Source organism: Nitrosopumilus adriaticus (assembly GCF_000956175.1).
Taxonomy (GTDB): domain Archaea; phylum Thermoproteota; class Nitrososphaeria; order Nitrososphaerales; family Nitrosopumilaceae; genus Nitrosopumilus; species Nitrosopumilus adriaticus.
Map to the genome: position 1 here is coordinate 803,314 of NZ_CP011070.1, position 22,705 is coordinate 826,018.

A 22,705-nucleotide genomic window follows, 5' to 3' on the forward strand; every position below is an offset into this window, starting at 1 on the left:
TGATAGAGATTAAATGCAGGATTTTAGTAATTACTGATTGTGAGTGATTCTGAAAATAATTTTTCTGCTTATGGGATTTACACCATCGAAGATAAAGCTGAGTTTTCATTTAATGGCGTTACTATAAAAATTGAAAAAATTGGCGAACATGTTTTCTCGTACCTTCGAAAAGACACTGAAGATAACCTACTAAAAAAAGTCATCCCTGTTTCTTCTTCTGAACTTACTTTAGAAATTTCGCCGATAAGGCCACTAAATTATCCTGCTAGACGAGCTTCACATGTATATCTTGATTTTGAAACTCCTATTTTTTTATCTGAAGGTTCTGCAGCAAGTGTTTTTGTTAGATGTCCTGTTGAAATAGGCGTTTTTCTAGTTCATGATGGGCGTAAGGATTCTTTGGATTGGGTTGATTGTGAACCACAAAATGCTAGATTTTGTCTTTATGGTTCTCCCGAATCTGGAACCCTTTGTAAATATGCACCATCAGAAATAGTGGATTCTTATGATGATTCAACTGCATATACAGATGGAATATTAAAAGTAGATCTGAAAAATGATTTGGATAAAGGATTGACTATATCTAAAATTGTTTTTGCAGCAAATGATGTTTCCGTATATTATAAAAATTCAAAAGCAAAGTTTGATTCATTAAAAGTTGTGTTAAAGAAAAAACTCACTATTGAAATTCTAGATGTTACAACAGAACCGATTCAAACAGATTGGGTAAAATCACCAACATTTGAAAAAGTTGAAAACATTAAACGTGTGGATATGGGAATTGAATAATGCCATTTGAATTTTTACAAAATTTAGATACAATTGAAATTGTTGGTGGTTTAACTTTACTTTCCTTACTCATTGGTGGAATAATAATGGGTGTTGGAATAATTATTGCGAGAACTTTTAGATTATTATTTACAAAATATTATGCACCAAAACTTGCACAAGATTCTGCAAAAAACCTTGGGAAATTAATTTACTTTGGAATTATCATATTGGCATTTTTAGTTTTTACCTCTACCACCGGTGTTGATTTTTCAGGATTGCTTGTTGCAGGTGGAATCTTTGGAATTGTAATTGGATTTGCAACACAGTCTGTTGTTTCAAATTTAATTTCTGGTATTTTCTTGATGGTTGAAAAGCCTGTAAAACAAGGAGATAAAATTGAGATTCCCGGTGCTGATGTGTCTGGAACCTTATTGGATATCAGTACATTCTCTGTACGGGTAAGGCGATTTGATGGTACGATTATTCGAGTGCCCAATGAGGTATTTTTTACATCCAATATTCGTTCTCTCTCCTCTACTCCAGTTAGAAGATCTGAGGCAATAATTGGAATTGCTTACAAAGAAGATATTGATGGAGCAATTTCTGTAATGGGGAAGGAAATTCGAAAGTCTATGCCTTTTGTTTTAACATTACCTGAGCCTGAATTTAGAATTAAAGAGTTGGCTGATTCAAGTGTGAATATTGAAATTCTTGTTTGGCATCCTAGAGATGATTGGGATAAAGTGGGCCCATCTTTACTTAAAGTTGCCAAAAAAGCTCTTGATAATGCTGGAATTGAAATTCCTTTCCCTCAGCGTGTAATATGGCAAGCAAAGCAATAAAAAATTTATTTTTCAATAATGCCTAACTGATTTTTCTTTGCTCTTCGTTTCTTGATTAGGGCAAACATAATCATTCCAACATTAATGATGGAAATTATTTCAATTAAATCCACTCCATACAGAAACCAATCAATAACTGGATGTACTCTTGATACAATCCCTGCCTCTAACATAATATCTGCATTCCATATCATATGTGGAACTTGAATAAATTGAATAATTGCAATTAAGATTACACTACCGAGTATTTTATTTTCATACCAATTCCAAAACTTATTCCATGCGTTCATAAATTAAATTAGTATTTTATTGTAATAAACACTGTGAAAATTAGATTGAACTAATTAGACTGAACTAATTTTTTTACGCACAGATTTCTCTTCGATTAGCTTGAGCTTTTTTCTTTTTATTTTTTTGATAACAAGTAATGTTGGAATTATTATCAATCCAATTAAAATTAAAATTGATATTGCAATTGATGTGTAATCATTAACAAACAATTTTGTTTCAAGCCATGATTTTGGTAAAATTATAAATATATTTTCACCTGAAAAGTCTTCAATCGTCCCAATGGCTAAACTATATTTTCCAGCCTGATTTTTTTCATCTGACACTACGATGAAATATTTGCCATCCTCGGGAATCTCTTTTGTAATTTCTTGTCTTTCCCAATATGTTACTTGACCAAATGGCTCATAAAATTCTCTTCCAGGAAAATCACCTTCATAGAAAAATTTTTCTGTAGTTTGTAATTCTGATTGTGACATGTCAATTTGTGTCGTTTTGGGATTGACAAAAAATAATGTTGGTGCATACTCTTCTAATCCTGAAACTTTTGGAATAACGATGCTTGCATAAAATGAATCTCCCTTTTTTGCATCAAAAACATAAAATTTTGCTTCATTTATGCCTAAATTCTCATAAATTGCCCATGAAATTTTGTGATCCGGGATGACTAGTGCTGAATCAAAATCTCTGTGGGAATCATCGTGTGAAATTAATTTGTGCCCATAAGCTGGACTTGATGCTACCGCAATAAGGAAAAGTATTGAAATAATAATTTTTTTCACAAGCAAATTATGTAAAATCACTATATTAAGAGGAATAAAAAAATTTAAGGTTAGCACTAGCAAAGACTTTGAGCACTATTAATATGCATAAAATGATGAAACAAATCATGAGTTTAGAGAGTATTCAAAAATCCAACAAGTGTGGAAAAGAATTCCAAGAGTGGTCATGCGACTTTTGTTATTCCAAATCCGTATTAGTGGGCCGATTGAGGTGAACATATGCAGAAGTTATCTCCTCATAAATTAGATAGTATGGTTCATGATAAGAAAATACCTATAAGACTTGCTTTTATCAAACCTGATGGGACACCAAATGTTATTTCATTGTGGTATGAAATTGAAAATGAAAAAATTTTTTGTGCAACTCAGAAGACTGCAAAAATAGTTTCATACCTAAAGAACAATCCAAAATGTGGATTTGAAATAGCTGCTGATAAACCTCCTTACAAAGGAGTTCGTGGGGATGGTGCTGTCAAAATTATTGAAGAGAAAGGTGCTGAAATACTTGAAACACTAATGAAAAAATACTTGGGTGAAAAAGAATCTACACTCTCAAAATTTTTACGAGATAATTCTAAATCTGAAGTAGCAATTGAAATCACTCCTAACAAATTATTCAACTATGATTACTCTAAAAGGATGAAGGATGCCTAGGAATTTGATCGATGAAGATAGATGCCCAACTTGTGGGTCAAAAAATTTTCAAAGCACAGACTCGGAAAAAAATCCTGATGGCACACAAATTCTGAAAAATCAATGTGATAATTGCAAAAAATTTTGGTATTCATGAGTAATTTTAGTTAGCACTAGTAGAAAAGTTACCTCTAGATTATATCTAAGAATCACCTAAAGGGTATTGAGGAGAAATGCAACAAACAACAAACAAAAAAACACCACAGCTAAAGTTTCTAGCGATCTTGGCTGTTGCCACTTCAGTCATACTAGTTTTGACTATTACTCCTTGGAACATAATTCCAACCCTAGTAACTGAAGATGTCACAGTAATTGCTGTAACTGACTACGGTTGTGTTGGAGAGTCCACTTTTGGACATTCCGTTGTTGTTTCTGCATGTGATGTAGGTGTTGGAGATACAGTCTCTGCAACATTTTATGTCCCTGCAATGGAACAAAACGGATACTATGATAGAATTGAGGACAAGCTAGAAATGGTTATTCCTTAATCACTATCTTTTTTATTTTTTATTCTCAGCTTTAATCTTTTCTTTTTTCATCCAAATTGTTTTTTCTTTATGATCAATTAATTCCACGTTCATCTCATTTAATTTATCCCGAATTTTATCTGCTTCTACAAATTGTTTTTCTTTTCTAAATGTCTCCCTTGATAGAATTAGACTATCAATTTCTTGCTTATTCTTTTCAGTCATTTGTGGAATTTGTAATCCTAAAATTTCAAGCATTCTTTCAAGTTCCTTTTTGATGGTGTGTGCATCTTCTTTGCCCAGAATTTCATCAGCTGCCATTCTGTTGGTCTCTTTTACTAGTTGAAAAAATGCCGATAGTGCTAGATGTGTATTGAGATCATCGTTTAGAGCATTATCAAAATCTTTACATGTCTTATCAATTATTGAATTGACTTTTTGATTATTTTCACTATTTGCATGAATCAATTCATAGTAACACGTTTCTACTTGTCTCCATTTGATGAGATTCTCTTTTAGTAATTCTTCAGAGTAGTCAATTGGCTTTGAGTAGTGTCCTGAAAGACAAAATAGTCTGATAATGTTAGGACCCCAGTTCTCAAGGACATGCTTGATTGATTTGATATTTCCCAGTGATTTTGACATTTTCTCACCATTAATTGTAACCATTCCTACATGCATCCATATCTTTGCAAATTGTGCACCAGTACATGATTCTGATTGTGCTATTTCATTTTCATGATGTGGAAAAATCAAATCCCTTCCTCCACCATGAATGTCAAAATTTTCTCCTAGATACTTTATGCTCATAGCAGAGCATTCGATGTGCCATCCAGGGCGACCTTTGCCCCATGGGCTATCCCAAAGAGGCTCTTTACCAGAGAATTTCCATACTGCAAAATCTAGTGGATCATTTTTAGCCTCGTCTACTTCTATTCTTGAGCCTGATTGGAGCTCATCTATTTTTTTCTTTGATAGCTTTCCATACTCTGGAAATTTTGATACTTCAAAATATACACCATTTTTTGTAATGTATGCAATTTCTTTTTTAATTAGTTTTTCAATGAATTCTATTATGTCTCCAATATGCTCTGTTGCCTTTGGATAGTTTGTTGCATGCTTTACGTTTAGCGCATCAAAATCTTTAAAATAATTTTCAATGTATCTTGTACTGATTTTTTCAGCTGTAGTGTTTTCTGAATTTGCTCGATTAATAATTTTATCATCTACGTCTGTAAAATTTTGGATGAATTCGATTTCAACATTTTTGTTTTCTAAACACCTTCTTAACACGTCAAAAACTATGACTGTTCTTGCATGGCCGATGTGGGACTCATCATAAACTGTTACACCGCATAAGTAAATTTTGATCTTTTTGGAAACGTCTAATTCCTGCTGTGAATTCAGTAAAGTATCTTGAATTTTCATTTCCTAATCTCTGTTGGGTTTTTGTGGAGGTAATCTTTTATGTTCACTGTTAATGTTTAATTGGTAAATTTTCTCTACAATTGATTTTTCAATTTGGGTTAATTCTGCTGTTTCATCAATTGTTTTTCTCTTTTCAAATAAACAATACAATATTGAATCAATCTCTTCATATGTTGCTCCTAATTCCTCTTCTGCAACATGGTCTTTCCACAAGTGTGGGCTACTCTTTTTTAAAATAACATTTTCTGGAACTCCTAGATATTTCGCAATCTCTCTTACCTGTAGTTTGTAGAGTGAAATTATGGGGGTAATATCTGATGCACCATCTCCGTGTTTTGTAAAATACCCCATTAGGTATTCACTTTTGTCACTCGAGCCTAAAACAAGATAGTTTTTGGAATTTGCATAGTAATACAAAATATTTGTTCTAATCCTTGCTCGCAGATTCCCCTTTGCCCAATCATTTGGCTCTAGGTACATCGAATATTCATTTACAATTGGCTTGATGTCAATTAACTTGTATTCAATTCCTGTAAGTGAAATCATTTTGAGGGCGTCATCTGTTTCTGATTTTGGAGTCATCGAGGTATCGGGCATTATCAACGCCATTGTTTTTTCTTTGATCTGTCTTTTGCATAGGTAAGCTAAAACTGCAGAATCGATTCCTCCACTTAGACCTAGAATTACTCCTTTTACATGATTTTTTTCAATTTTATCTGATAGAAACTTTTCAATTGTTTGTGTAATTGAAGCATAATCTTGATTTTTTATTTCATTGATAATCTCTTGATTCAATAATTACTTTTGATAATATCTGAGGATAAAAATTCTCCTTAAATTGAAGGAAAAACAGTTCATTTTGAACATACATTATTCCTTATAGTGAATTATCGATGAAAAATTACAGAAAAATCTGTGCCCTACAAAACCCATACCTAACACGAGGGAAGGGAATTTGTCCCTTCTCTTTATTGATTATCTAAAATCTCAAATGATGTTGAAGCAATTTCCTCATCATGGTATATCAGAATTATTTTATGAATTCCTATTACTGAATCATCTGTAATATGGTATGGCATGTAAATCTCGCCATTTCTTGCAGCATAAGTGCTGATTTCAATTTGAGATTCATCTGGTAAAATAATTACAAATGTGATTAATGATCCTCTGCTATAATCCTCGATGAATCCTGAAATGATTAGTTGTTGATAGCTGTATTTTGATTCAGGTTGCTTGAATTTTTCTTCATCTACTGTGACAAATGTCACCTCTTCTAATTCCTCTGCAAATGTAAATTGCATTAATCCGATTGCTACAATACCTAACAATAATGGAACGATTACTTTACTGCTCAATACTATTCTGTGACTTATTGACATTAAACCCTGAAGGAATTAATGGGGAAAACTTGGTTCCATAATGGAATTTTTTAATTATATTTGAAAACTAATGTAATTTTTAAAAATCTGTAATTTGATGCTATTTTAGACATCCACATAGATGCCATCGTCTCTTGCCTCAACTTTGTATGTTTCTAGTTTAACATCTTTTAGGTAGTCTGTAAGCTGGCCTGTTTTGATGTTATAGTGCCAGAAATGCAATGGGCATTCTACAATATCTCCATCTAGTTTTCCTGGGGCAATTGAGCCATCCTGATGAACACATAGATCATCAATTGCATGATATCCGTCTTGATTAAAGATTGCAATTTGTTTTCCATCAATTTTGAAGGCTTTTCCTTTTCCAGAGGCAACTTCGCCTTTTTCAGCAATCTTTTTCCAAGTCAACGATATTCTGACATTTTTGTCATTTATTTAGATTCGCATGATAGAATTTTATAGTGTAGCACAAGGCTCTGTTTATTGAGTAAAGTAAAATCTAGTTCAAAATTGATCAAAGAGGGAAAATTATCTTATGAATGGGCTAGATCTCACATGCAGATTCTCGATAATACAATTAACAGATTTAAAAAATCAAAACCGCTAAAGGGTATCACTCTTGGATTTTGTTTGCATATTACAAAAGAGACATCTGTTTTGCTAATGGGTGCAAAAGAGCTTGGCGCAACTGTTGCTTGCTGTGGTGGTAACCCTTTAACAACACAAGATGATATTGCATCATTTTTAGCTTCACAAGGAATTCATGTTTATGCATGGCATGGTCAATCTGTAAAGGATTATGATTGGTGCATTGATCAAGTTCTAAAACACAAGCCTACAATTCTAACTGATGATGGTGCAGACATGAACATCAAAGCTCATTTTGATAAAAGATTCAATAAAATGGAAATTCTAGGTGCCACAGAAGAAACAACAGCAGGTGTTACAAGAATTAGAGCTGTTGAAAATCAAGGCAAACTTCGCTATCCTGTTATTTTGGTAAACGAGGCATACACAAAACACATGTTTGATAATAGATATGGAACCGGACAAAGTACCATTGATGGTTATCTTCGAGCCATGAATTTACTTATGGCTTCAAAACGTGTAGTTGTAATTGGATATGGCTGGGTTGGCCGCGGTGTAGCATCAAGATTCCAAGGAATGGGCTCTAAAGTTATAGTTACTGAGATTGATCCTGTAAAAGCACTTGAAGCTCATATGGATGGTTTTGAAGTAATGCCAATGTCTCAAGCTGCAAAGATTGGTGATATGTTTGTCACATGTACTGGAATGACTAGTGTGATTAGAAAAGAGCACATACTCCAAATGAAAAATGGTGCAATCATGGGCAACGTTGGACACTTTGATGTCGAAATTGATAGTAAATTCTTGTTAAAACAATCAAAATCTGTAAAACAAGTGAGACCAAGTCTTGATGAATGTATTTTGAAAAATGGTAAAGTAGTTTATCTTATTGGCGAGGGTAGATTGGCAAACTTGGTTGCAGCAGAAGGACATCCACCAGAAGTTATGGCTCAATCATTTTCAAATCAAATCTTATCTGTTTTGTATATTCTTAAAAACCATAAAAAAATGGAAAATAAAATTATCAATGTTCCTGAAGAAATTGATAAACAAGTAGCAGTAGATGCTCTTGCTGCCATGGGAGTTAAAATCGATAAACTCACCCCTGAGCAAGTAAAATATGCAAACAGCTGGTAAAACTTCTTAACCTCAATACCGTTCTTCTCAAGTATTAATGAATAACAAAGCCATCATTACAAGTGCACTACCGTATGCTAATGGCGAAATACATTTAGGTCATGTTGCATCGACATATCTGCCCGCAGATGTCACCACTAGATTTCTAAAACTAAATGGAGTTGAGGCCTACTATGTTTGCGCATCTGATGATTTTGGTACACCAATCTTAATCCAATCTGAGAAAGAAGGTAAGACTCCTGCAGAATATGTTGCCCATTGGAATAAACGTGATTATGATGATTTTTCAGCATTTAACATCGAGTTTGATTATTTTTACAAAACTAGCTCGCCTGAAAATATTGCATTTGTTCAAGATGTTTTCAAAAAGCTCAATGATGCTGGGCATATTTATGAACAGGAAATCATACAATTCTATTGTAATAATGATAAAAAATTCCTTCCCGACAGATATGTAAAAGGAACATGTCCTCATTGTAAAGCTGAAGACCAATACTCTGATCTTTGTGAGAGTTGTGGCCGTGTACCTGAAGAGATTACTGATCCTAAATGTTCACTTTGTGGACAAGTCCCAACAAAAGAGAAAACAACACATTATTTTTTCAAACTCAAAAACTTTGGTGACTCTTTAACTAAATGGCTAGAAGAGAATGAACATCTTCAAAAGGATGTCAAAAAATATGTTCAAAACTGGATAAAATCTGGATTAATTGATTGGGATATCACACGTGATATAACTTGGGGAGTTCCAGTCCCACTAGGTGATGCAAAAGACAAAGTCTTCTATGGTTGGTTTGACAATCACCTCGCATACATTTCAACTGCATTAAAATTTCTAAATGATAAAGGAATTGATGGAAAAGAATTTTGGAACTCTGCTGATATCTATCACTTTATTGGAAAAGATATTGTGTACCATCACTATCTCTTCTTACCTGCAATGCGATTGGGCATAAATAAAGAATACAAGCTACCTGATTACATTCCAACAAGAGGGCATCTTACATTACAAGGAAAGAAAATTTCTAAAAGCAGAAATTGGTATATCGGATTAAAGGACTTTTTAGAATTTTACCCTGCAGATTATCTTAGATACTATCTTGTATCAATTAATCCTTATTCTCAGGATGACTTGAATTTTGATTGGGATGATTTTACAACTAGGATAAATTCTGAATTAATTGGAAATCTTGGAAACTTTGTAAATCGTGCACTGGGATTTACCAAAAAAGCATTTGATGGCAAAGTACCTGAGATAGAATCCTTTGATGAAAAAGATTCTGAAGCAGAAGATAAAATAAAAAATCTTGCTTTGGAACTTGGCTCCCTCTTAGAAGAAAATCATCTTGATAGGGCTTTGAAAAAAATAATGGAATTTTCGTCATTTTTTAACACCTATTTCCAACACAAGGAACCTTGGAAAAAAGGACCAGGAACTGCTAATTGTGTATATCTTTCCGTTAATGCAGCCCATAGTATTGCCATTGCCCTCTTTCCATTTCTGCCTGAATCTGCACAAAAAATCTGGACACAGCTAGGAATTCCTGAAAATATTGTTGATTCGTCATGGGGTAAAATTTCTGAATTTGCTGTACCAGCAGGTCATGTTCTGGGTGATGCTTCTCCTTTGTTTGTCAAAGTGGAAGAATCTGACATTGAAAAGCACAAGAAGCAATTAGGATCATTTGAGAAATGAGGCCTATTCCAAGAATTTCAACTAGGGGGTACTATGATCTATCAAATGGAAAAACTCTCAAAAATAATCCATATTATTTTTATCCAAAACCTGATTTTAAGAAATTAATCAATTCTAAGGAAATCACCATTATGATTCATGGATTAAGAAACGATAATGCAGGTGCTGTAGCCAAAGTAATATTGGCAAAAAACCGGTTACGAAAATTAGGCTATGTATTTCCTATAATTGGGTATAGCTATGATTCTAACACAAAAGGTGCCCATTTGATAAAACATGCAAAACATGCTCTAGCAGTCGGGCAAATAATTGCAAAGAAAAATGGACGAAATCTTGGTCTGTTTATTGAAGATTTCAAGAAATTAAGTCCTACTACAAAAATTAGATTGATGGGTCATTCATTAGGATCGCAGGTAATACTGAGTACCTTGGAGTATCTCTCAAAAAATAAACAAAATGTTGGCTTGATTGAAGGTGTTTATTTTTTTGGCGCATCAATTACCGAAGATGTACCTTCATCAAAAAAATATGGAAAAATTCTTCAAAACATTGTAAATAAAAAAATTGTTAACCATTATGCTCCTTCTGATGAAGTACTTGGTTGGGCAGATAATGAAAAATATGTCAAAGGTCCGTTGGGTCTTAATGGTGCTATTGGAAAAACAATCAGCAAATATCATCAAAAACTAGTAAAACCAAAAAATCATAGATTTGCAAGTTATGCTGCAGTATTATCTTCATTTCCGTGACTATTTTTAGCTAATTCGCTAAATTTTTAGCTTAAATTTAAAGTCAGTTTAATACCTATTTTTGTACATCATAACATATGAGCAAAAAAACAAATATCTGTTGTCTTGGATGTGGGTTTGGAAAAGCATACTTGGTAATGGATTTTAGATATAATGGCTTACGTGGTAATTGTCCTAATTGTGGGGGAAATTGGCCAGAATCTTAGCAATAAAGTAAAAAACAATGTGTTTAATCATTTGTTATGTTAGGAAATTATGATGCAGAAAAAATAGCATCTGTGTTTCTAGAATTATCAAGCGAGCAACGCCTTAAAATAATTCTCAGATTGGAGCAGGAAAAAACAAAGATGTCTGTTCTTGCAAAAGAACTTGATGCGACTGCTCCTGAAATACACCGAAATTTTACACGCCTTTCCAAAGCTGGATTAATTGAAAAAGATGTTGATGGTAATTATGGTTTGACAAATTTTGGCAAAACTGTATTTGCTCAAATTAATTCACTAATGTTTGTGCCAAACCACAAGAATTATTTTAAAAATCATACTTTCTCTACTCTCCCTAACAAATTTATTCAACGAATAGGTTCTCTTAATGAATCTGAACTTGTTACCGGTTTCATCAAAGTAATGGAACTTTGGAATGCTATTTACAAAAACTCTGAAGACTATCTTTACAATGTCTTAGTTGAAGTTCCCTATGATGCTAATTTGATCAAAACACTTACTGATAGACTAAAAAATAATGTAAAGATAAAATCTATTTTTTCTGAATCGGCTAATGTTTCCAAAGAAAGAAAATCTGTAATCAATCAATCTTTTTTCAAGAAATTCATTATGGATGAATCTATTAAAAGAAAAATGAATAAAAAATCAGCATTGTCCTTGTTTTAAATCAAAGAGAAGCTGGAATTTGTTTTCCAACTACTGACGGTGAAATTGATATGAGTAAGATGCTATATGGTGATTCTGCCTTGTTTCATGAATGGTGTTTTGATTATTTTGACTATCTTTGGAGGGATTCTAATTCTTTTCAAGAGACTAAACTTGGTCCTAATAATTAGGGTGTATTTACCACCTGAATTGATAACAATCATGAACATTTATCACTTTATTTTTTAATGATTTCCAAACAATTTCAGTTTTCCCTCTTTTCACATTAGTTTGAGGTGGTGGTTTTGCAAGGATTTTTTCACCCAATTGATTAATTTTGAGCGCTTTTGCCTCAATTCTGAAATTTTTAGGAATTTTAAAAACATATTTGAATTTCTTACATTTTGCTAAAAACACATATTCAAAAATTCTATCTGGCTCTTCCCAATCATATTCTAAAGTGATTAAATCTGATTTGTTATGCTTAATCGGTTTTGCAAGTTCAACTAAGAATTTTTTTTCAAGTGGTTTATTTGTGTCTGTATGCCCAATTCTTAATTTATTTCCTTTTTTGTCTTTCACTGTTAAATTGATATCTTTGAGATTGTCTTTTGGAACCTCTCCTCCAATCTCGTAATATAGATCTGTTAGTGGTTTCTTTGATATGTTTTTCACATCCCATACCCATGTGTGATGTGTCATCATGTTTTTTGTGTTGCTCACATCTAAGCGAATTTCAATATTTTTGAACTCAAATTTTTTAGTTGGATCGGCATCTTCTTCTAAATTGATTTTATCTTTTTTGGGTATGTGCTTATTTCCAAAAGTTTTTCCAAAAATATTGTATATTGATAATTTATCTCCGTGTTTTATTTGATATTCTCCAATTGGATGCATGATGCTTTCATATTCTGGTGCTAATTTACTAATATCATCACCAATTCTACCTGAAGCAAATATCTGATTCTCTTCACAAAGATCCATGACTCTACGTGCCATTATTATTCCTGGGCCCCAAACTGTATCTTCATTTTCAATATCTTTGATAAAATATACCGGGCCTGTATCTAGCCCTATTCTAATAAAAATTCTATCACTTACTCTGTGAGTTTTATTGTATTTGTTTAGCAATTTGTGTAGATCAGTGGCTAATCGTAATGGTTGTTCTGGACTTTCTGAAAAACCAATTGCCACCCCGTCCCCTGTAGGCAATATGACTGTCGTGTTGACATCTCTTTTTTTAAATGTCTCTGTATTTTGAATTTGTTGATTCAAAATGCTGATTTTCCTAATCTGAGCTTTTGTGGAATTTTTGGGATTTGAACTTCCTACAATATCTGTGAAAAACCAATGAAGCGTTTTTGTAAGTGTTTTTACTTCACTTACGGAAAATTCTTCTAATTTTAATAATTTATGAATATAGTTAACCGTGTTGATTTGCATTGAATTTAAAATCTCATAACTATTTGATGTTGGGGATGTTTTTAGAGTGATTCTGTTTTTCTTTAGTTCTTCTAAGAGCCAATCTTTTGTTTTTCCATACTCTTCCATCCGGCCCTGAATTTCTGCAATTTTTTTTACTTTGTTATTTGAATTTCTATGTTTTTTATTTATCAATATTTTTGACTATGTGTACCAGATAAAATCATTTTTCGTGATATTTACTCTAAACAACTCTCAGTTTTCTCTGATTTGGGTCTCAGTGGTTCTTAAAACCAATGCCTAAATTAAGACAGTTCCGCTTCCTTTTCCAAAACACTCGGTTTCATTTTCTATTTTCATACGTTCATACTGCTCTGAAACTATACATTATTGGATGTTTTGATTGCAGCTAATTTCTTCTCATTTTAGCTAAATACCCTATATGTTAATTTTCTGACATTGATTCCTCATGGGTAAAAACTTCTCAGATTTGTATGGTAATTCGTTGCCTGACAATTTTTTTGATTATGCTGAATTATCTCCATTAAATGCTGATTTGCCTGAATCTACAGGTTCTGTCCTTTTAGATGACTTGAAGCCACGTGAATATTCTGTTGCTTTTGATAGTAAGTGCAAGAGCTATTGCATTGGATGTGTGGATATGGTGAACTCTACTAAAATCTCTGCACATCTAGGAACAGGAAAAATCTCTCGCTACTACCAGATCTTTCTAAACTCCATGTCAAAAATTATTGGAGAATATGGTGGAACTGTAATCAAAAATATTGGGGATTGTTTAATGTATTATTTCCCTTCTTCTGGAAGATACAATAACACTTTTGGGTTTATGAGTTGCATTGAATGTAATCTGTGCTTAGTTGAAGCCCATGATTTTATTTGTGAGCAACTTCGTCAAGAAGGTTTACCAAACTTAGATTATAGAATTAGTTCTGATTATGGTGCTGTTTGTATTATGCAATCTACTGATTCATCCTCTCTTGACATGATAGGGCCTCCTGTTAACATGTGTTCCAAGATTAACCGAATTGCCAAACCAAATCAGGTTGTAGTTGGTGGGGACTTTCATCAAATGGCAAAATCCTTGAAAGAATACAATTTCAAATCTACGAGTGATTATTCCCTAGGGTACAAGTTTTCTTATCCTGTTTATTCAGTTTCGAGGAAACTTTGAGGTTTTTAGATATGAATGATAAATTAATATATAAACAAAATAAAATGTTCTTAATAGAGTATGTTCTTATTCTAGCAACAAATGTTTCCAATAAAATACTATTTGATTATTATGGGATTTGGAAGGAATGAAGTCCTTCTATAAAATCTATGTTTTAGTTTTCATTTCATCTATCTTATTGATTCCTGCGTTTCCATTACAGGATGCTTATGCTGTAACTACAATTGTATGGAGATTATCTGGTGGAATTGTTACTGGTGCTCCTCTGAACCAAGGGGATGCCTTTGGCACTGATTTTGTTTCAGTACGTGTCACTGATACAGATTTGGGTGCAAATGGAAATTCTCTTGAAACAATTAATGTTGTACTTACTGGAACTACTACTGGCGATTCTTTTACACTGACTCTTACGGAAACTGGAGATTCTGGTGTTTTTGACAGTGGAGATATTGTTTTGATGAACGGAAATGATAGATTTCTGACTTCTGATACTGGTACTGCTACAATTGCTGATGCGAACTGTTCTGGCGTATGTGATGTCGGTGCAATTGATACACTGGTTGGAGTTTCTGGCGTTGAGGGAATGGATATTTTCTCTGATGAAGATGGTGGAACAACACCCATCACTTTAACCTTGGTTGAAACTGGTTTAGATACTCGCGAATTCATTGCTTCATTTGATTTTGTTACATCTGGTACCTCAAGCGGTTCCTCTCTACGAGTGAATCCTGGTAGTGTTATCACCTATATCGATAATGAGGATTTTGAATTTAACAATGGTTACATTCTAGGCGGACCTGCAAATGAAGGTGCTATCTCTGTAGTTCCTCCAAGTGATGAAGTAATTTCTGCTGGTGAACATGTTGCCCGTGCTACCTATAATGGAGTATCTGCCGATTTGGATATTACTGATGACTTTGCTGGTGGGAGGGGTTCTGGCGGATTAATTCGTCCTGGATTGGTAGTTGATTCTGTTGCCCCTAGTCCCACTAATACTGAATCAAGTTCTGGGAGTGGTTGTTCTGGAGATTGCACTCCACCAACTGTTGGGGTTGATTCAAATTTGAAGAGAATTGTAGAAAATGGCTTTTCTTTTAATGGCAATCCTGTAAATGCTGAGTTGTATTATACCCCATATCCTTTAGTCACAGTCAATGTTGGCCAACAAAATAAGGTTGAACTGAAAATATTTGATGATGCCGGTTTTGAGAATATTGCGCATGTGGGTTTGGGGTTTGGTCTTGGAAATGGTGAATCCTTTGATAAAAGTAGGGTCACAATTAATTTAGATATGACCCGTGATGGACAAAATATCTTATCTAAGGTTGATCCTGAGAATGTTCTAGAAAATGTTGCAATAATTACAGACAAAGTCCCATGCAATTCTACTAGTTCTGTTTTGTGTCTAAAGGTGATGATATTTCATACTTTTCGAGCCCCTCTAGAATTTAATATGCTTGCAACATACATTTGGGATCATTCAAAGAATGCATGGCAAAATTACTATAATCATGGGATACACATTGAAGGTGATTCTTTGAATCCTCCAAAAGAATATTCTGGAATCCATAAAGGTCACCTCATTCATTTATTTGAAACAGGGAAAAATATGGCAATTGACAGTAGTGGAAATACTTGGACATTTGACAAAACTTGGAAAATGGATTATATCCCACTTGAAAAACCAATTGATGGCATTACACAACATGGGATTGATAGGAATAACGCATGGTTTGAATCTTACAAAAAAGGTCAAGAACTACTTGCTGAAGAAAAACTTGATCTAATGTTGGATGATTTAGAAACCGAAGAAAATTCTAAGCATGCCCCTCAAACACACTATGGCGATTTCTATAATTCATCAGAAAACATTCAACTACAATCTGATATAAAATTTCAAAAACTAAAGGCAAAATACATTTTTTCACAATTGTATGATGTAAAACATAATTTCCAAAAATGAAAATTTTTTATTATGTTTTGATTCCCTACATTGTTTAGATTCTTAAATTATGGCTGTTAATACTATGATTGAAATACCTTCTGATAATTGGGAATAGAAAATTACTTGATAAATTTAATATCTTTTAAAATCGTGCCTAGCTAGCCTTCTATTTCTCATTCGTGTAATTCTGTTTTCTGAAAGTTCTCTTTTACCATATTTTTTTTGTAGTCTTGAAATGTCTCTCGGATGCAATACGAAGGCATTTGGATGATCAAGAGATTTTGAAAAAGGCCACATTATGGCATCCTTACTTTTAATATCATGACGTAGTCCAATTTTATGTATAAATTCATGCATGAACACATGTAACAGTGATTCTGATTTAACTTTGGTCTTACTATCTTTTTTGTAATGTATGGGATCAATTAGTTTACCTGGTATTTGATCTCCATAAACTGTCCAAAAATGATTGTCATTAAAAACAATTTTTTTATGATCTGGTTTTTTTGATAAATCTCTTGGGATTAAGTGTGCATAAGCTAAAATTTGTGGATTTTTTATAAATTCAGGATCATCCTGTGTAAAATAGATATCTATATCTGTATTTTTTGAAATGTCTCTTTCTCGTTTGAATCTGATATTTTTAATATGAAGCCCTATGGCTCTTACTCCTACCACTACTGCTTTGGTTTGAATTTTTTTTGATTTGATATCTTTTGAATGTGAAATTATTTTGTATGTGACAATTCCATCTGGATATTTGTATGGCCATTCTAATTGCTCAATTTCATTTTTTTTCTTATTTTCATTTACCTCTAAAAATTCTTTTCCGTAATACCCATCAGGACTTTTTATAAAATGACATTTCACGGTGTGTTCTTTCCCAATAGTTAAAAATAAGACTAATAATTAACTTTTCATATGTTCTTATTTTTCAATAATATTTTAATAATAAAAAATTCATTTAATAATATTAATTTATAAAAATATTATAAAATAATATATTAAAATCTTAAAAACTTATAATCATTTTATAAAATGATCATAGTTATAGCATAGTATGAATATTTGATTCTGTTGGGCGGTATGGAAAAATTAATTGGTACTTCGTTGCCAATTTTATTTACTATATTATTTCTCATAAATACTCCTAATGTAAATGCTCAATCCGTTGAAGAATTTGGGTTTGATCAACATCCATATGTTGTAAGTTCTGCAACTCCCACTCATGGAGGTTTGATGTATTATAATTTTGATTTGGCAGGAAATGGAAATCCTAATGATTCAAAAGTTGCACAAATTATTAGTTCCTGTTATTCTGAACCTTTCCCTGTCTTCTTAAATGAAACATCTGGACTTGATGATGGGTGGCTATACAGTAAAAGAATAAATTTTGTAGATACATTGTGCCCTAATCCAAATTCAACTCCTCCTTCTACTACTAATGTTGATTTTGATATGCATGTGGATCCAACATCTACTGATCCTCTACAAGCAAACTTGACAACATCTGTATTTTTAACTGATTCTTCTGATATTGTGCCTCCTTCATTATCCGGTTTACAGTGGTCTCCGAAAAAATCTGATGGAAATTACGCTGTTTGTGTAAATGATGTTGATAATGATGCAATTTGTGACGAATTTGAAAACAATGTGAGCCATTTAGAGATAAATTATCCTCCAGGTACTTCCATCTACAAACTTAATGATACGACATCTCTTGGAAATTGTGACTATTTTGCATTGATAGATTCTTCAGTACCTTGTTCTGGTTCAGATAAGAAGGATCTTTGGATTGAATTTGATTATATGGAGAGTTTTCCACTTAATGATGATGCATTAAAAGATGTACGGGAATCCTTTTGGAAACATGATATTAGAGTTCATTTTATTGTTGATGAAGCAATTCCTAATCAAGAATACCTAAAACCCGGAGGTGTTAACCATTTTAGATTTTTTGGAACTGATCAAGTAAAATCATTCTATTTTGGAACTCCCACAGAGCGTGATGCTCTTGATTGGAATTCATTGGGGTGGAAACAAAAAAAGCAAGTGTTTCATTACGGTCTTTCGATAGATAAACAAAAAGGTGCTCCAACAACCTCAGGATTTGCTGAAAAATTAGGAAATGACTTTGGGATTTCTTATGGAGGGTGGCCAAGTGGAGTTCCTACTCATAGTGCTTATCAATCTGGGACAATAATGCATGAGATTGGACACAATTTGGGTCTTGACCATGGTGGTGATTATGCGGATCCTTTGAACTGTAAACCTAACTATGTTAGTGTCATGAGTTATTCCCGTCAACTTCCAACAATATATGCCCAACCGTTAATTGATTTTTCAAATGCTACAATTCAAAGTCTTGATGAAACACAACTCTCAGAAATTAATGGGATTGGAAATTTACCTGATGAATATTCTGATGGGGTGGTAATTGTTTATGGTCCAACTCCCGAATATATTGAAATTACAGAAAACAATCAAGATATAGATTGGAATCAAGATGGATCGATTGAACAATCCCCTGTTCAAGCTGAGATTAATTACTTAATAGATGAGGGATGTGGATTAGTTGAATACACTTCCCTATCCGGACATAATGATTGGGAATCTCTTAATTTTGATTCCAGAGGAACTGGAAATTGGGTTGATGGTAGGATGACTTCTCCTTGCAAATATGATCCTAAAGATGAAGGAAAATCTAATTCATGTAAATCTGACAACCCCTATCATGGAAACCCTATGGGTAAAAACATCTTATCCAAATATGCTGATACAAAGAACAAGAAAGATTTCATTCCTAACTGGAATGAACGTGTTTGGTTTGGAGGTGCTGAAGAATTTACCTCTGAATTAGCTCGTGAACATTTTCTGGCAAATGCCAAGATAATAAATAATACATTTCAGAATCTTCCTGATGAATCTTTTATAGATGATCCAAAAAGTATCAAAGAAATATACAAAAAAAGTATCAAGAAAGTTGTATCTCTAATTGAACAGCATGAATATGTGCAATCAGCTGAAGAACTAGAATCTTTACTTGGAACTATTGATGGAGAAAATGGTGATGACCTTATCAAATCTGATTTTACAACAAAACCCATAAAACAATTGAAAAATAGTATTTCTACTCAAGAATCTTTAGGATCTGGTGGCATTATACTATATAAGAACAAAGTTTCAAAATGCGAGAAAGACGAAGTTAGCGATAATTCCGGATTGTGCTTTAAAAAATCAGAATTATGCAAACCCAATCAAATTTTAGATGAAACAGGAGTATGTGTTCCCAAAGGAAATTTCTGTGGTTCTGGAACTGTGTATAAAGATGGAGTATGCTTGATGGAAGGAAAATCGCCTGGAAAGCAAGACTTGTCAATTGTTTACGGTAGCATTGGAGCAGTTATCGCATCTATCGCATTTGCAGTATTCATGGCATCAAAATATACTTCACTGAAATCTAAAATTTCAAAATAGCAAAAAGATCTTTTTAATGCTATTTTTTGAAATAACGGTGTACATACCAATTATGCGTTAATGCTTTATAGATTGATCAAATTAATGGCGATATATCAAAAATGAATGACATGAACCCTTGTAGGTATTCCATTTTATTTCATCTTCATATTGTTGATGATGCCTCAGAAAACCTAGATGATCTTTTTGAATACCCTTGCTAATTTTTTTAAATTTAATTTTGACATTTTTTTATTTGTCTTGATAATTTTGAATATTAGATAACTAGTATTTTTTTAAATAAAGTCTGATGTTTAGATAATTTTTAATACTATCCATTATTAATTATTATGATGATCATATATGATTAAAAAAATAATATTTTTTTCATTGATGATCTTTTCTTTAACTCCTTCAGTTTTTGCACAAGGCACATTTACAGAAGATCTACCAATAAATTCAAAGCCATCTGATTGGATTATTGTCATCATTGGTGTTCTTGGTGGACTTACTACGGCAGGTCTTGGAATTGCCAAAAATCACAATAAAATACAAGAAAACAGGAAAATATTGAAAGAGATTTCTCATACTGGTGATTCTGAAGTAAGTAACAAAGTAAAAGATAGTCTAAATGGTGTTTTACCAACAAAACTATCCTTTGATCCTAGCAAATTTTCAAGGACTCTTTTGGTGTCAACCCTAACATCCATCTTACTAGCTGCAGGTTCTGCAGTAGTATTTACTGAATTAAACCCTATTACTATGATAATGATTTATGCTGCGTCCATTGGAATGAGCAGTATTTCTAAACCGGGACATAGGTAGTTTTTTGATGTTGCCGAATTAAACAGATTCTTCTTAAAAAAGCCGGTATATATCTAGGGTAAACTAGTTAGAGTATGTTTAAAAAAATATTTGAAAAATTAAAAATTGGTACATCCAAGACAAAATCTTCACATGATGTAAATGCATTCACAGAATCTGAAAAAAAGAAAGAGGCCAAGCTAAAATGAAATATCAATGCAGAATCTGTAATTTTCATTGGGAAGGAAATTCTGATACATTTTCCAAGGTGCTCATTCATGAAAAGACTCACACAAAAAAGGTTTCAGCATAATGCTTACTTGCAACAAATGCTATAACAACCATCATGATCAGTGTATGGGTAAAGCTGGAATGTTTGATTGTGCTTGTGAATGTTTTAAAAAATCAAAATAATAATTTTTAATTAATTTATTTTTTATTGAAACTAATCGTAAACCATTAAGTTTTTCTCTTCAAGCAAACTATGAATTTGATTTACAGAGCGATGAATATCTTTTTCAATTCGTGCACCAACACATACTAGTTTTCCTGATGCAAAAATTAGAATTACTGTTTTTGGATCAAGCATTCTGTGTATCAATCCTGGGAATTGCTCTGGTTCATACATACTTCTTGGAAGTGTTCTTGCTGCTTGCTCCAAATTCACTTTGCCTCCAAGATTAATTGATGAGACGATATTTTGAATTGTAACTATGGGTTCGTTTTTGATTTTGATTTTCCCCTTTCTTAAATTTTGAACAACAATATTTACTGCCTTGATTGCCATCTCTTCTGATTTTGCACCTGTACATACCATTTTTCCTGAGCCAAAAAGTAGTGTGGCAGTTCTTGGTGTTTTTAGTCTGAATACTGCTCCTGGGAATTGCTCTGGATGATATTCCACATCTGGAAATTTTTTTGTTATATCTACAAGATCTAATTTCTGCTCAATTGTTGCAGATGCTACTACATTGACAATTGCTATTACTGGCTTGGTTTCTGTCATGTCTTTTTGGTTATTTATCGACTATATCTCCGTATCTTGGTCTAATCTGAGGCCTTTGTATCTATTTCTAATGGTCACTTCAGTCACATTTGAGGCTTCTGCGATGTCTCTTTGAGTTCTATCTTCCCCATTTTTGACACATGAGAGGTATAATGCAGCAGCTGCCAGCCCCATAGGATCTTTTCCTGCTGATTCCTCATGATCTTGAGCAATCTGCAGAACTTTGGCAGCATAGCGTTTAGTCTTCTCCGAAATGTCTAGTTTACTTGAAATTCTTGCAATACACTGAACTGGATTAACTACTGGCATCTTTAGTTCTAATTCTTGATGTAAAATTCTATAACATCGTGAAATATCTTTTTTCTTAATATTCCCTGCATCTGCGACATCTTTTAGAGTTCTAGGAGTTTCAGTATCTCTGCATGCTGCATATAATGCAGCAGCAATTAGGGCTGAAATGGAGCGACCTCTAACTAGACCTTTCTCCAATGCTTTTCTGTAAATGTATGATGCTTTCTCAATTACTGAATCTGAAAGTGATAATTTGTCTTTTAATGTTGATAGCTGACTGAGGGCTTGTCGTAGATTTTTATCTGCAGATGCATTGACTTTGCTCCTACTATCCCAAGTTCTTAGTCTCTCAATTGTACTTTTCATAGATGATGAAAGTGGTTTTCCAGATGCGTCTTTATTCATAGGACTGATAATTGTTGCAAGTCCTCTGTCGTGCATAGCAAGTGATGTTGGGGCTCCTGTTCTTGTAGGATCTGCTCCGCCTTCTTTTGAAAATGATCTCCACTCTGGTCCTGAATCTTGTAATGTCTCAGAAATTACAAACCCACATTTAGAACAAAATCTTTCTCCTGTAACATTGTCTGTTAACATGGATTTTTGTCCACAACGTCTACAAACACTATCTGCATTAACAGTTTCTAAAACCAAAAATATTACCACAATTGTTTATTTTATTTCCTATAATAACTGACTTATTTTGTGAATTTACTCAAAAATCCCTATTTTTTATTTTTCAGGCACGTTTAATGGTTAAAATAAAATCATTTTCTTACAAAAGAAAAACGCCTAGTGCTTGGGCAAGAATTGATATTATTCCAACAATGACAATCTTCATACCCAATTTCATATTATCTGTGATCTGCTTATTCCTATAATCTTTACAATAACCTACATTAA

23 protein-coding genes are annotated in these 22,705 nt (G+C 33.1%); 13 read left to right on the forward strand and 10 right to left on the reverse strand.

What is annotated here, in order from left to right:
* Positions 1 to 39: 39 nt before the first annotated feature.
* Both NADRNF5_RS04710 and NADRNF5_RS04715 read left to right on the forward strand, forming a co-directional pair.
* Positions 40 to 789, forward strand: coding sequence for a DUF432 domain-containing protein (locus NADRNF5_RS04710; protein WP_237089352.1), 750 nt, complete (start codon positions 40 to 42; stop codon positions 787 to 789).
* Positions 789 to 1,613 carry a mechanosensitive ion channel family protein gene (locus NADRNF5_RS04715; RefSeq protein ID WP_048116002.1) on the forward strand — a complete coding sequence of 275 codons (825 nt, stop codon included), beginning with the start codon at positions 789 to 791 and terminating at the stop codon, positions 1,611 to 1,613. Before NADRNF5_RS04710 ends, NADRNF5_RS04715 begins: the two co-directional genes overlap by 1 nt.
* 5 nt (positions 1,614 to 1,618) lie before the next feature.
* On the opposite strand, the gene NADRNF5_RS04720 is transcribed toward NADRNF5_RS04715, so the two are convergent.
* A complete protein-coding gene (locus tag NADRNF5_RS04720; protein ID WP_048116003.1) occupies positions 1,619 to 1,903 on the reverse strand; it encodes a hypothetical protein in 285 nt (94 codons plus the stop codon).
* A gap of 54 nt (positions 1,904 to 1,957) precedes the next feature.
* Positions 1,958 to 2,683 (reverse strand): hypothetical protein, encoded by a 726-nt coding sequence (locus tag NADRNF5_RS04725; RefSeq protein WP_048116004.1) that lies wholly within the window; start codon positions 2,681 to 2,683, stop codon positions 1,958 to 1,960.
* A 219-nt stretch (positions 2,684 to 2,902) separates the two neighbouring features.
* Here NADRNF5_RS04725 and NADRNF5_RS04730 point away from each other — a divergent pair, with 219 nt between their 5' ends.
* Both NADRNF5_RS04730 and NADRNF5_RS04735 read left to right on the forward strand, forming a co-directional pair.
* On the forward strand, positions 2,903 to 3,337 hold the full coding sequence (locus NADRNF5_RS04730) for a pyridoxamine 5'-phosphate oxidase family protein (protein WP_048116005.1): 435 nt from the start codon (positions 2,903 to 2,905) through the stop codon (positions 3,335 to 3,337).
* A 212-nt stretch (positions 3,338 to 3,549) separates the two neighbouring features.
* On the forward strand, positions 3,550 to 3,864 hold the full coding sequence (locus tag NADRNF5_RS04735) for a hypothetical protein (RefSeq protein WP_048116006.1): 315 nt from the start codon (positions 3,550 to 3,552) through the stop codon (positions 3,862 to 3,864).
* Positions 3,865 to 3,876: 12 nt separating this feature from the next.
* On the opposite strand, the gene cysS is transcribed toward NADRNF5_RS04735, so the two are convergent.
* From cysS to NADRNF5_RS04755, 4 genes are all read right to left on the reverse strand, one after another.
* Positions 3,877 to 5,271 carry a cysteine--tRNA ligase gene (gene cysS / locus NADRNF5_RS04740; protein ID WP_048116007.1) on the reverse strand — a complete coding sequence of 465 codons (1,395 nt, stop codon included), beginning with the start codon at positions 5,269 to 5,271 and terminating at the stop codon, positions 3,877 to 3,879.
* 3 nt (positions 5,272 to 5,274) lie between these two features.
* Positions 5,275 to 6,066, reverse strand: a complete 792-nt coding sequence (locus tag NADRNF5_RS04745) for an NAD+ synthase (RefSeq protein ID WP_048116008.1) — start codon at positions 6,064 to 6,066, stop codon at positions 5,275 to 5,277.
* Between the two features lie 173 nt (positions 6,067 to 6,239).
* On the reverse strand, positions 6,240 to 6,626 hold the full coding sequence (locus NADRNF5_RS04750) for a hypothetical protein (RefSeq protein ID WP_052661878.1): 387 nt from the start codon (positions 6,624 to 6,626) through the stop codon (positions 6,240 to 6,242).
* Between the two features lie 129 nt (positions 6,627 to 6,755).
* A complete protein-coding gene (locus NADRNF5_RS04755; RefSeq protein ID WP_048116009.1) occupies positions 6,756 to 7,058 on the reverse strand; it encodes a Rieske (2Fe-2S) protein in 303 nt (100 codons plus the stop codon).
* Between the two features lie 75 nt (positions 7,059 to 7,133).
* Between NADRNF5_RS04755 and NADRNF5_RS04760 the strand changes: the two genes are divergently transcribed.
* The 5 genes from NADRNF5_RS04760 (at position 7,134) to NADRNF5_RS04775 (ending at position 11,710) form a co-directional block, all read left to right on the forward strand.
* Positions 7,134 to 8,375 (forward strand): adenosylhomocysteinase, encoded by a 1,242-nt coding sequence (locus tag NADRNF5_RS04760; RefSeq protein WP_048116010.1) that lies wholly within the window; start codon positions 7,134 to 7,136, stop codon positions 8,373 to 8,375.
* A 37-nt stretch (positions 8,376 to 8,412) separates the two neighbouring features.
* Positions 8,413 to 10,071: a methionine--tRNA ligase gene (gene metG / locus NADRNF5_RS04765; RefSeq protein ID WP_048116011.1), complete on the forward strand. Its 1,659-nt coding sequence runs from the start codon at positions 8,413 to 8,415 to the stop codon at positions 10,069 to 10,071.
* Positions 10,068 to 10,820: a DUF726 domain-containing protein gene (locus NADRNF5_RS04770; RefSeq protein WP_048116012.1), complete on the forward strand. Its 753-nt coding sequence runs from the start codon at positions 10,068 to 10,070 to the stop codon at positions 10,818 to 10,820. Before metG ends, NADRNF5_RS04770 begins: the two co-directional genes overlap by 4 nt.
* A gap of 77 nt (positions 10,821 to 10,897) precedes the next feature.
* A complete protein-coding gene (locus NADRNF5_RS11775) occupies positions 10,898 to 11,026 on the forward strand; it encodes a hypothetical protein (protein WP_257719709.1) in 129 nt (42 codons plus the stop codon).
* A gap of 36 nt (positions 11,027 to 11,062) precedes the next feature.
* Complete coding sequence (locus NADRNF5_RS04775; protein WP_052661879.1) at positions 11,063 to 11,710, forward strand: transcriptional regulator; 648 nt, start codon at positions 11,063 to 11,065, stop codon at positions 11,708 to 11,710.
* Between the two features lie 177 nt (positions 11,711 to 11,887).
* Here NADRNF5_RS04775 and NADRNF5_RS04780 read toward each other — a convergent pair whose 3' ends face one another.
* The gene (locus NADRNF5_RS04780; protein WP_052661880.1) at positions 11,888 to 13,306 is read right to left on the reverse strand and encodes a nucleotidyl cyclase domain-containing protein; all 1,419 of its coding nucleotides are present in this window, start codon (positions 13,304 to 13,306) and stop codon (positions 11,888 to 11,890) included.
* Between the two features lie 274 nt (positions 13,307 to 13,580).
* Here NADRNF5_RS04780 and NADRNF5_RS04785 point away from each other — a divergent pair, with 274 nt between their 5' ends.
* Both NADRNF5_RS04785 and NADRNF5_RS10690 read left to right on the forward strand, forming a co-directional pair.
* On the forward strand, positions 13,581 to 14,303 hold the full coding sequence (locus NADRNF5_RS04785) for an adenylate/guanylate cyclase domain-containing protein (protein WP_048116013.1): 723 nt from the start codon (positions 13,581 to 13,583) through the stop codon (positions 14,301 to 14,303).
* A gap of 127 nt (positions 14,304 to 14,430) precedes the next feature.
* On the forward strand, positions 14,431 to 16,266 hold the full coding sequence (locus NADRNF5_RS10690) for a hypothetical protein (RefSeq protein WP_148313069.1): 1,836 nt from the start codon (positions 14,431 to 14,433) through the stop codon (positions 16,264 to 16,266).
* Between the two features lie 114 nt (positions 16,267 to 16,380).
* Here the strand turns inward: NADRNF5_RS10690 and NADRNF5_RS04795 are convergent, their stop codons facing one another.
* The gene (locus NADRNF5_RS04795) at positions 16,381 to 17,118 is read right to left on the reverse strand and encodes a matrixin family metalloprotease (protein ID WP_048116014.1); all 738 of its coding nucleotides are present in this window, start codon (positions 17,116 to 17,118) and stop codon (positions 16,381 to 16,383) included.
* A gap of 216 nt (positions 17,119 to 17,334) precedes the next feature.
* On the opposite strand from NADRNF5_RS04795, the gene NADRNF5_RS04800 reads away from it, so the two are divergent.
* On the forward strand, positions 17,335 to 19,725 hold the full coding sequence (locus NADRNF5_RS04800) for a zinc metalloprotease (protein ID WP_148313070.1): 2,391 nt from the start codon (positions 17,335 to 17,337) through the stop codon (positions 19,723 to 19,725).
* A 342-nt stretch (positions 19,726 to 20,067) separates the two neighbouring features.
* The gene (locus tag NADRNF5_RS04805) at positions 20,068 to 20,529 is read left to right on the forward strand and encodes a hypothetical protein (protein ID WP_048116016.1); all 462 of its coding nucleotides are present in this window, start codon (positions 20,068 to 20,070) and stop codon (positions 20,527 to 20,529) included.
* Between the two features lie 424 nt (positions 20,530 to 20,953).
* On the opposite strand, the gene NADRNF5_RS04810 is transcribed toward NADRNF5_RS04805, so the two are convergent.
* Together NADRNF5_RS04810 and NADRNF5_RS04815 are read right to left on the reverse strand one after the other, a co-directional pair.
* The gene (locus NADRNF5_RS04810) at positions 20,954 to 21,514 is read right to left on the reverse strand and encodes a TATA-box-binding protein (RefSeq protein ID WP_048116017.1); all 561 of its coding nucleotides are present in this window, start codon (positions 21,512 to 21,514) and stop codon (positions 20,954 to 20,956) included.
* Positions 21,515 to 21,535: 21 nt separating this feature from the next.
* Entirely contained in the window at positions 21,536 to 22,456 is a 921-nt protein-coding gene (locus tag NADRNF5_RS04815) for a transcription initiation factor IIB (protein ID WP_082051987.1), read from the reverse strand.
* Positions 22,457 to 22,705 lie beyond the last annotated feature (249 nt).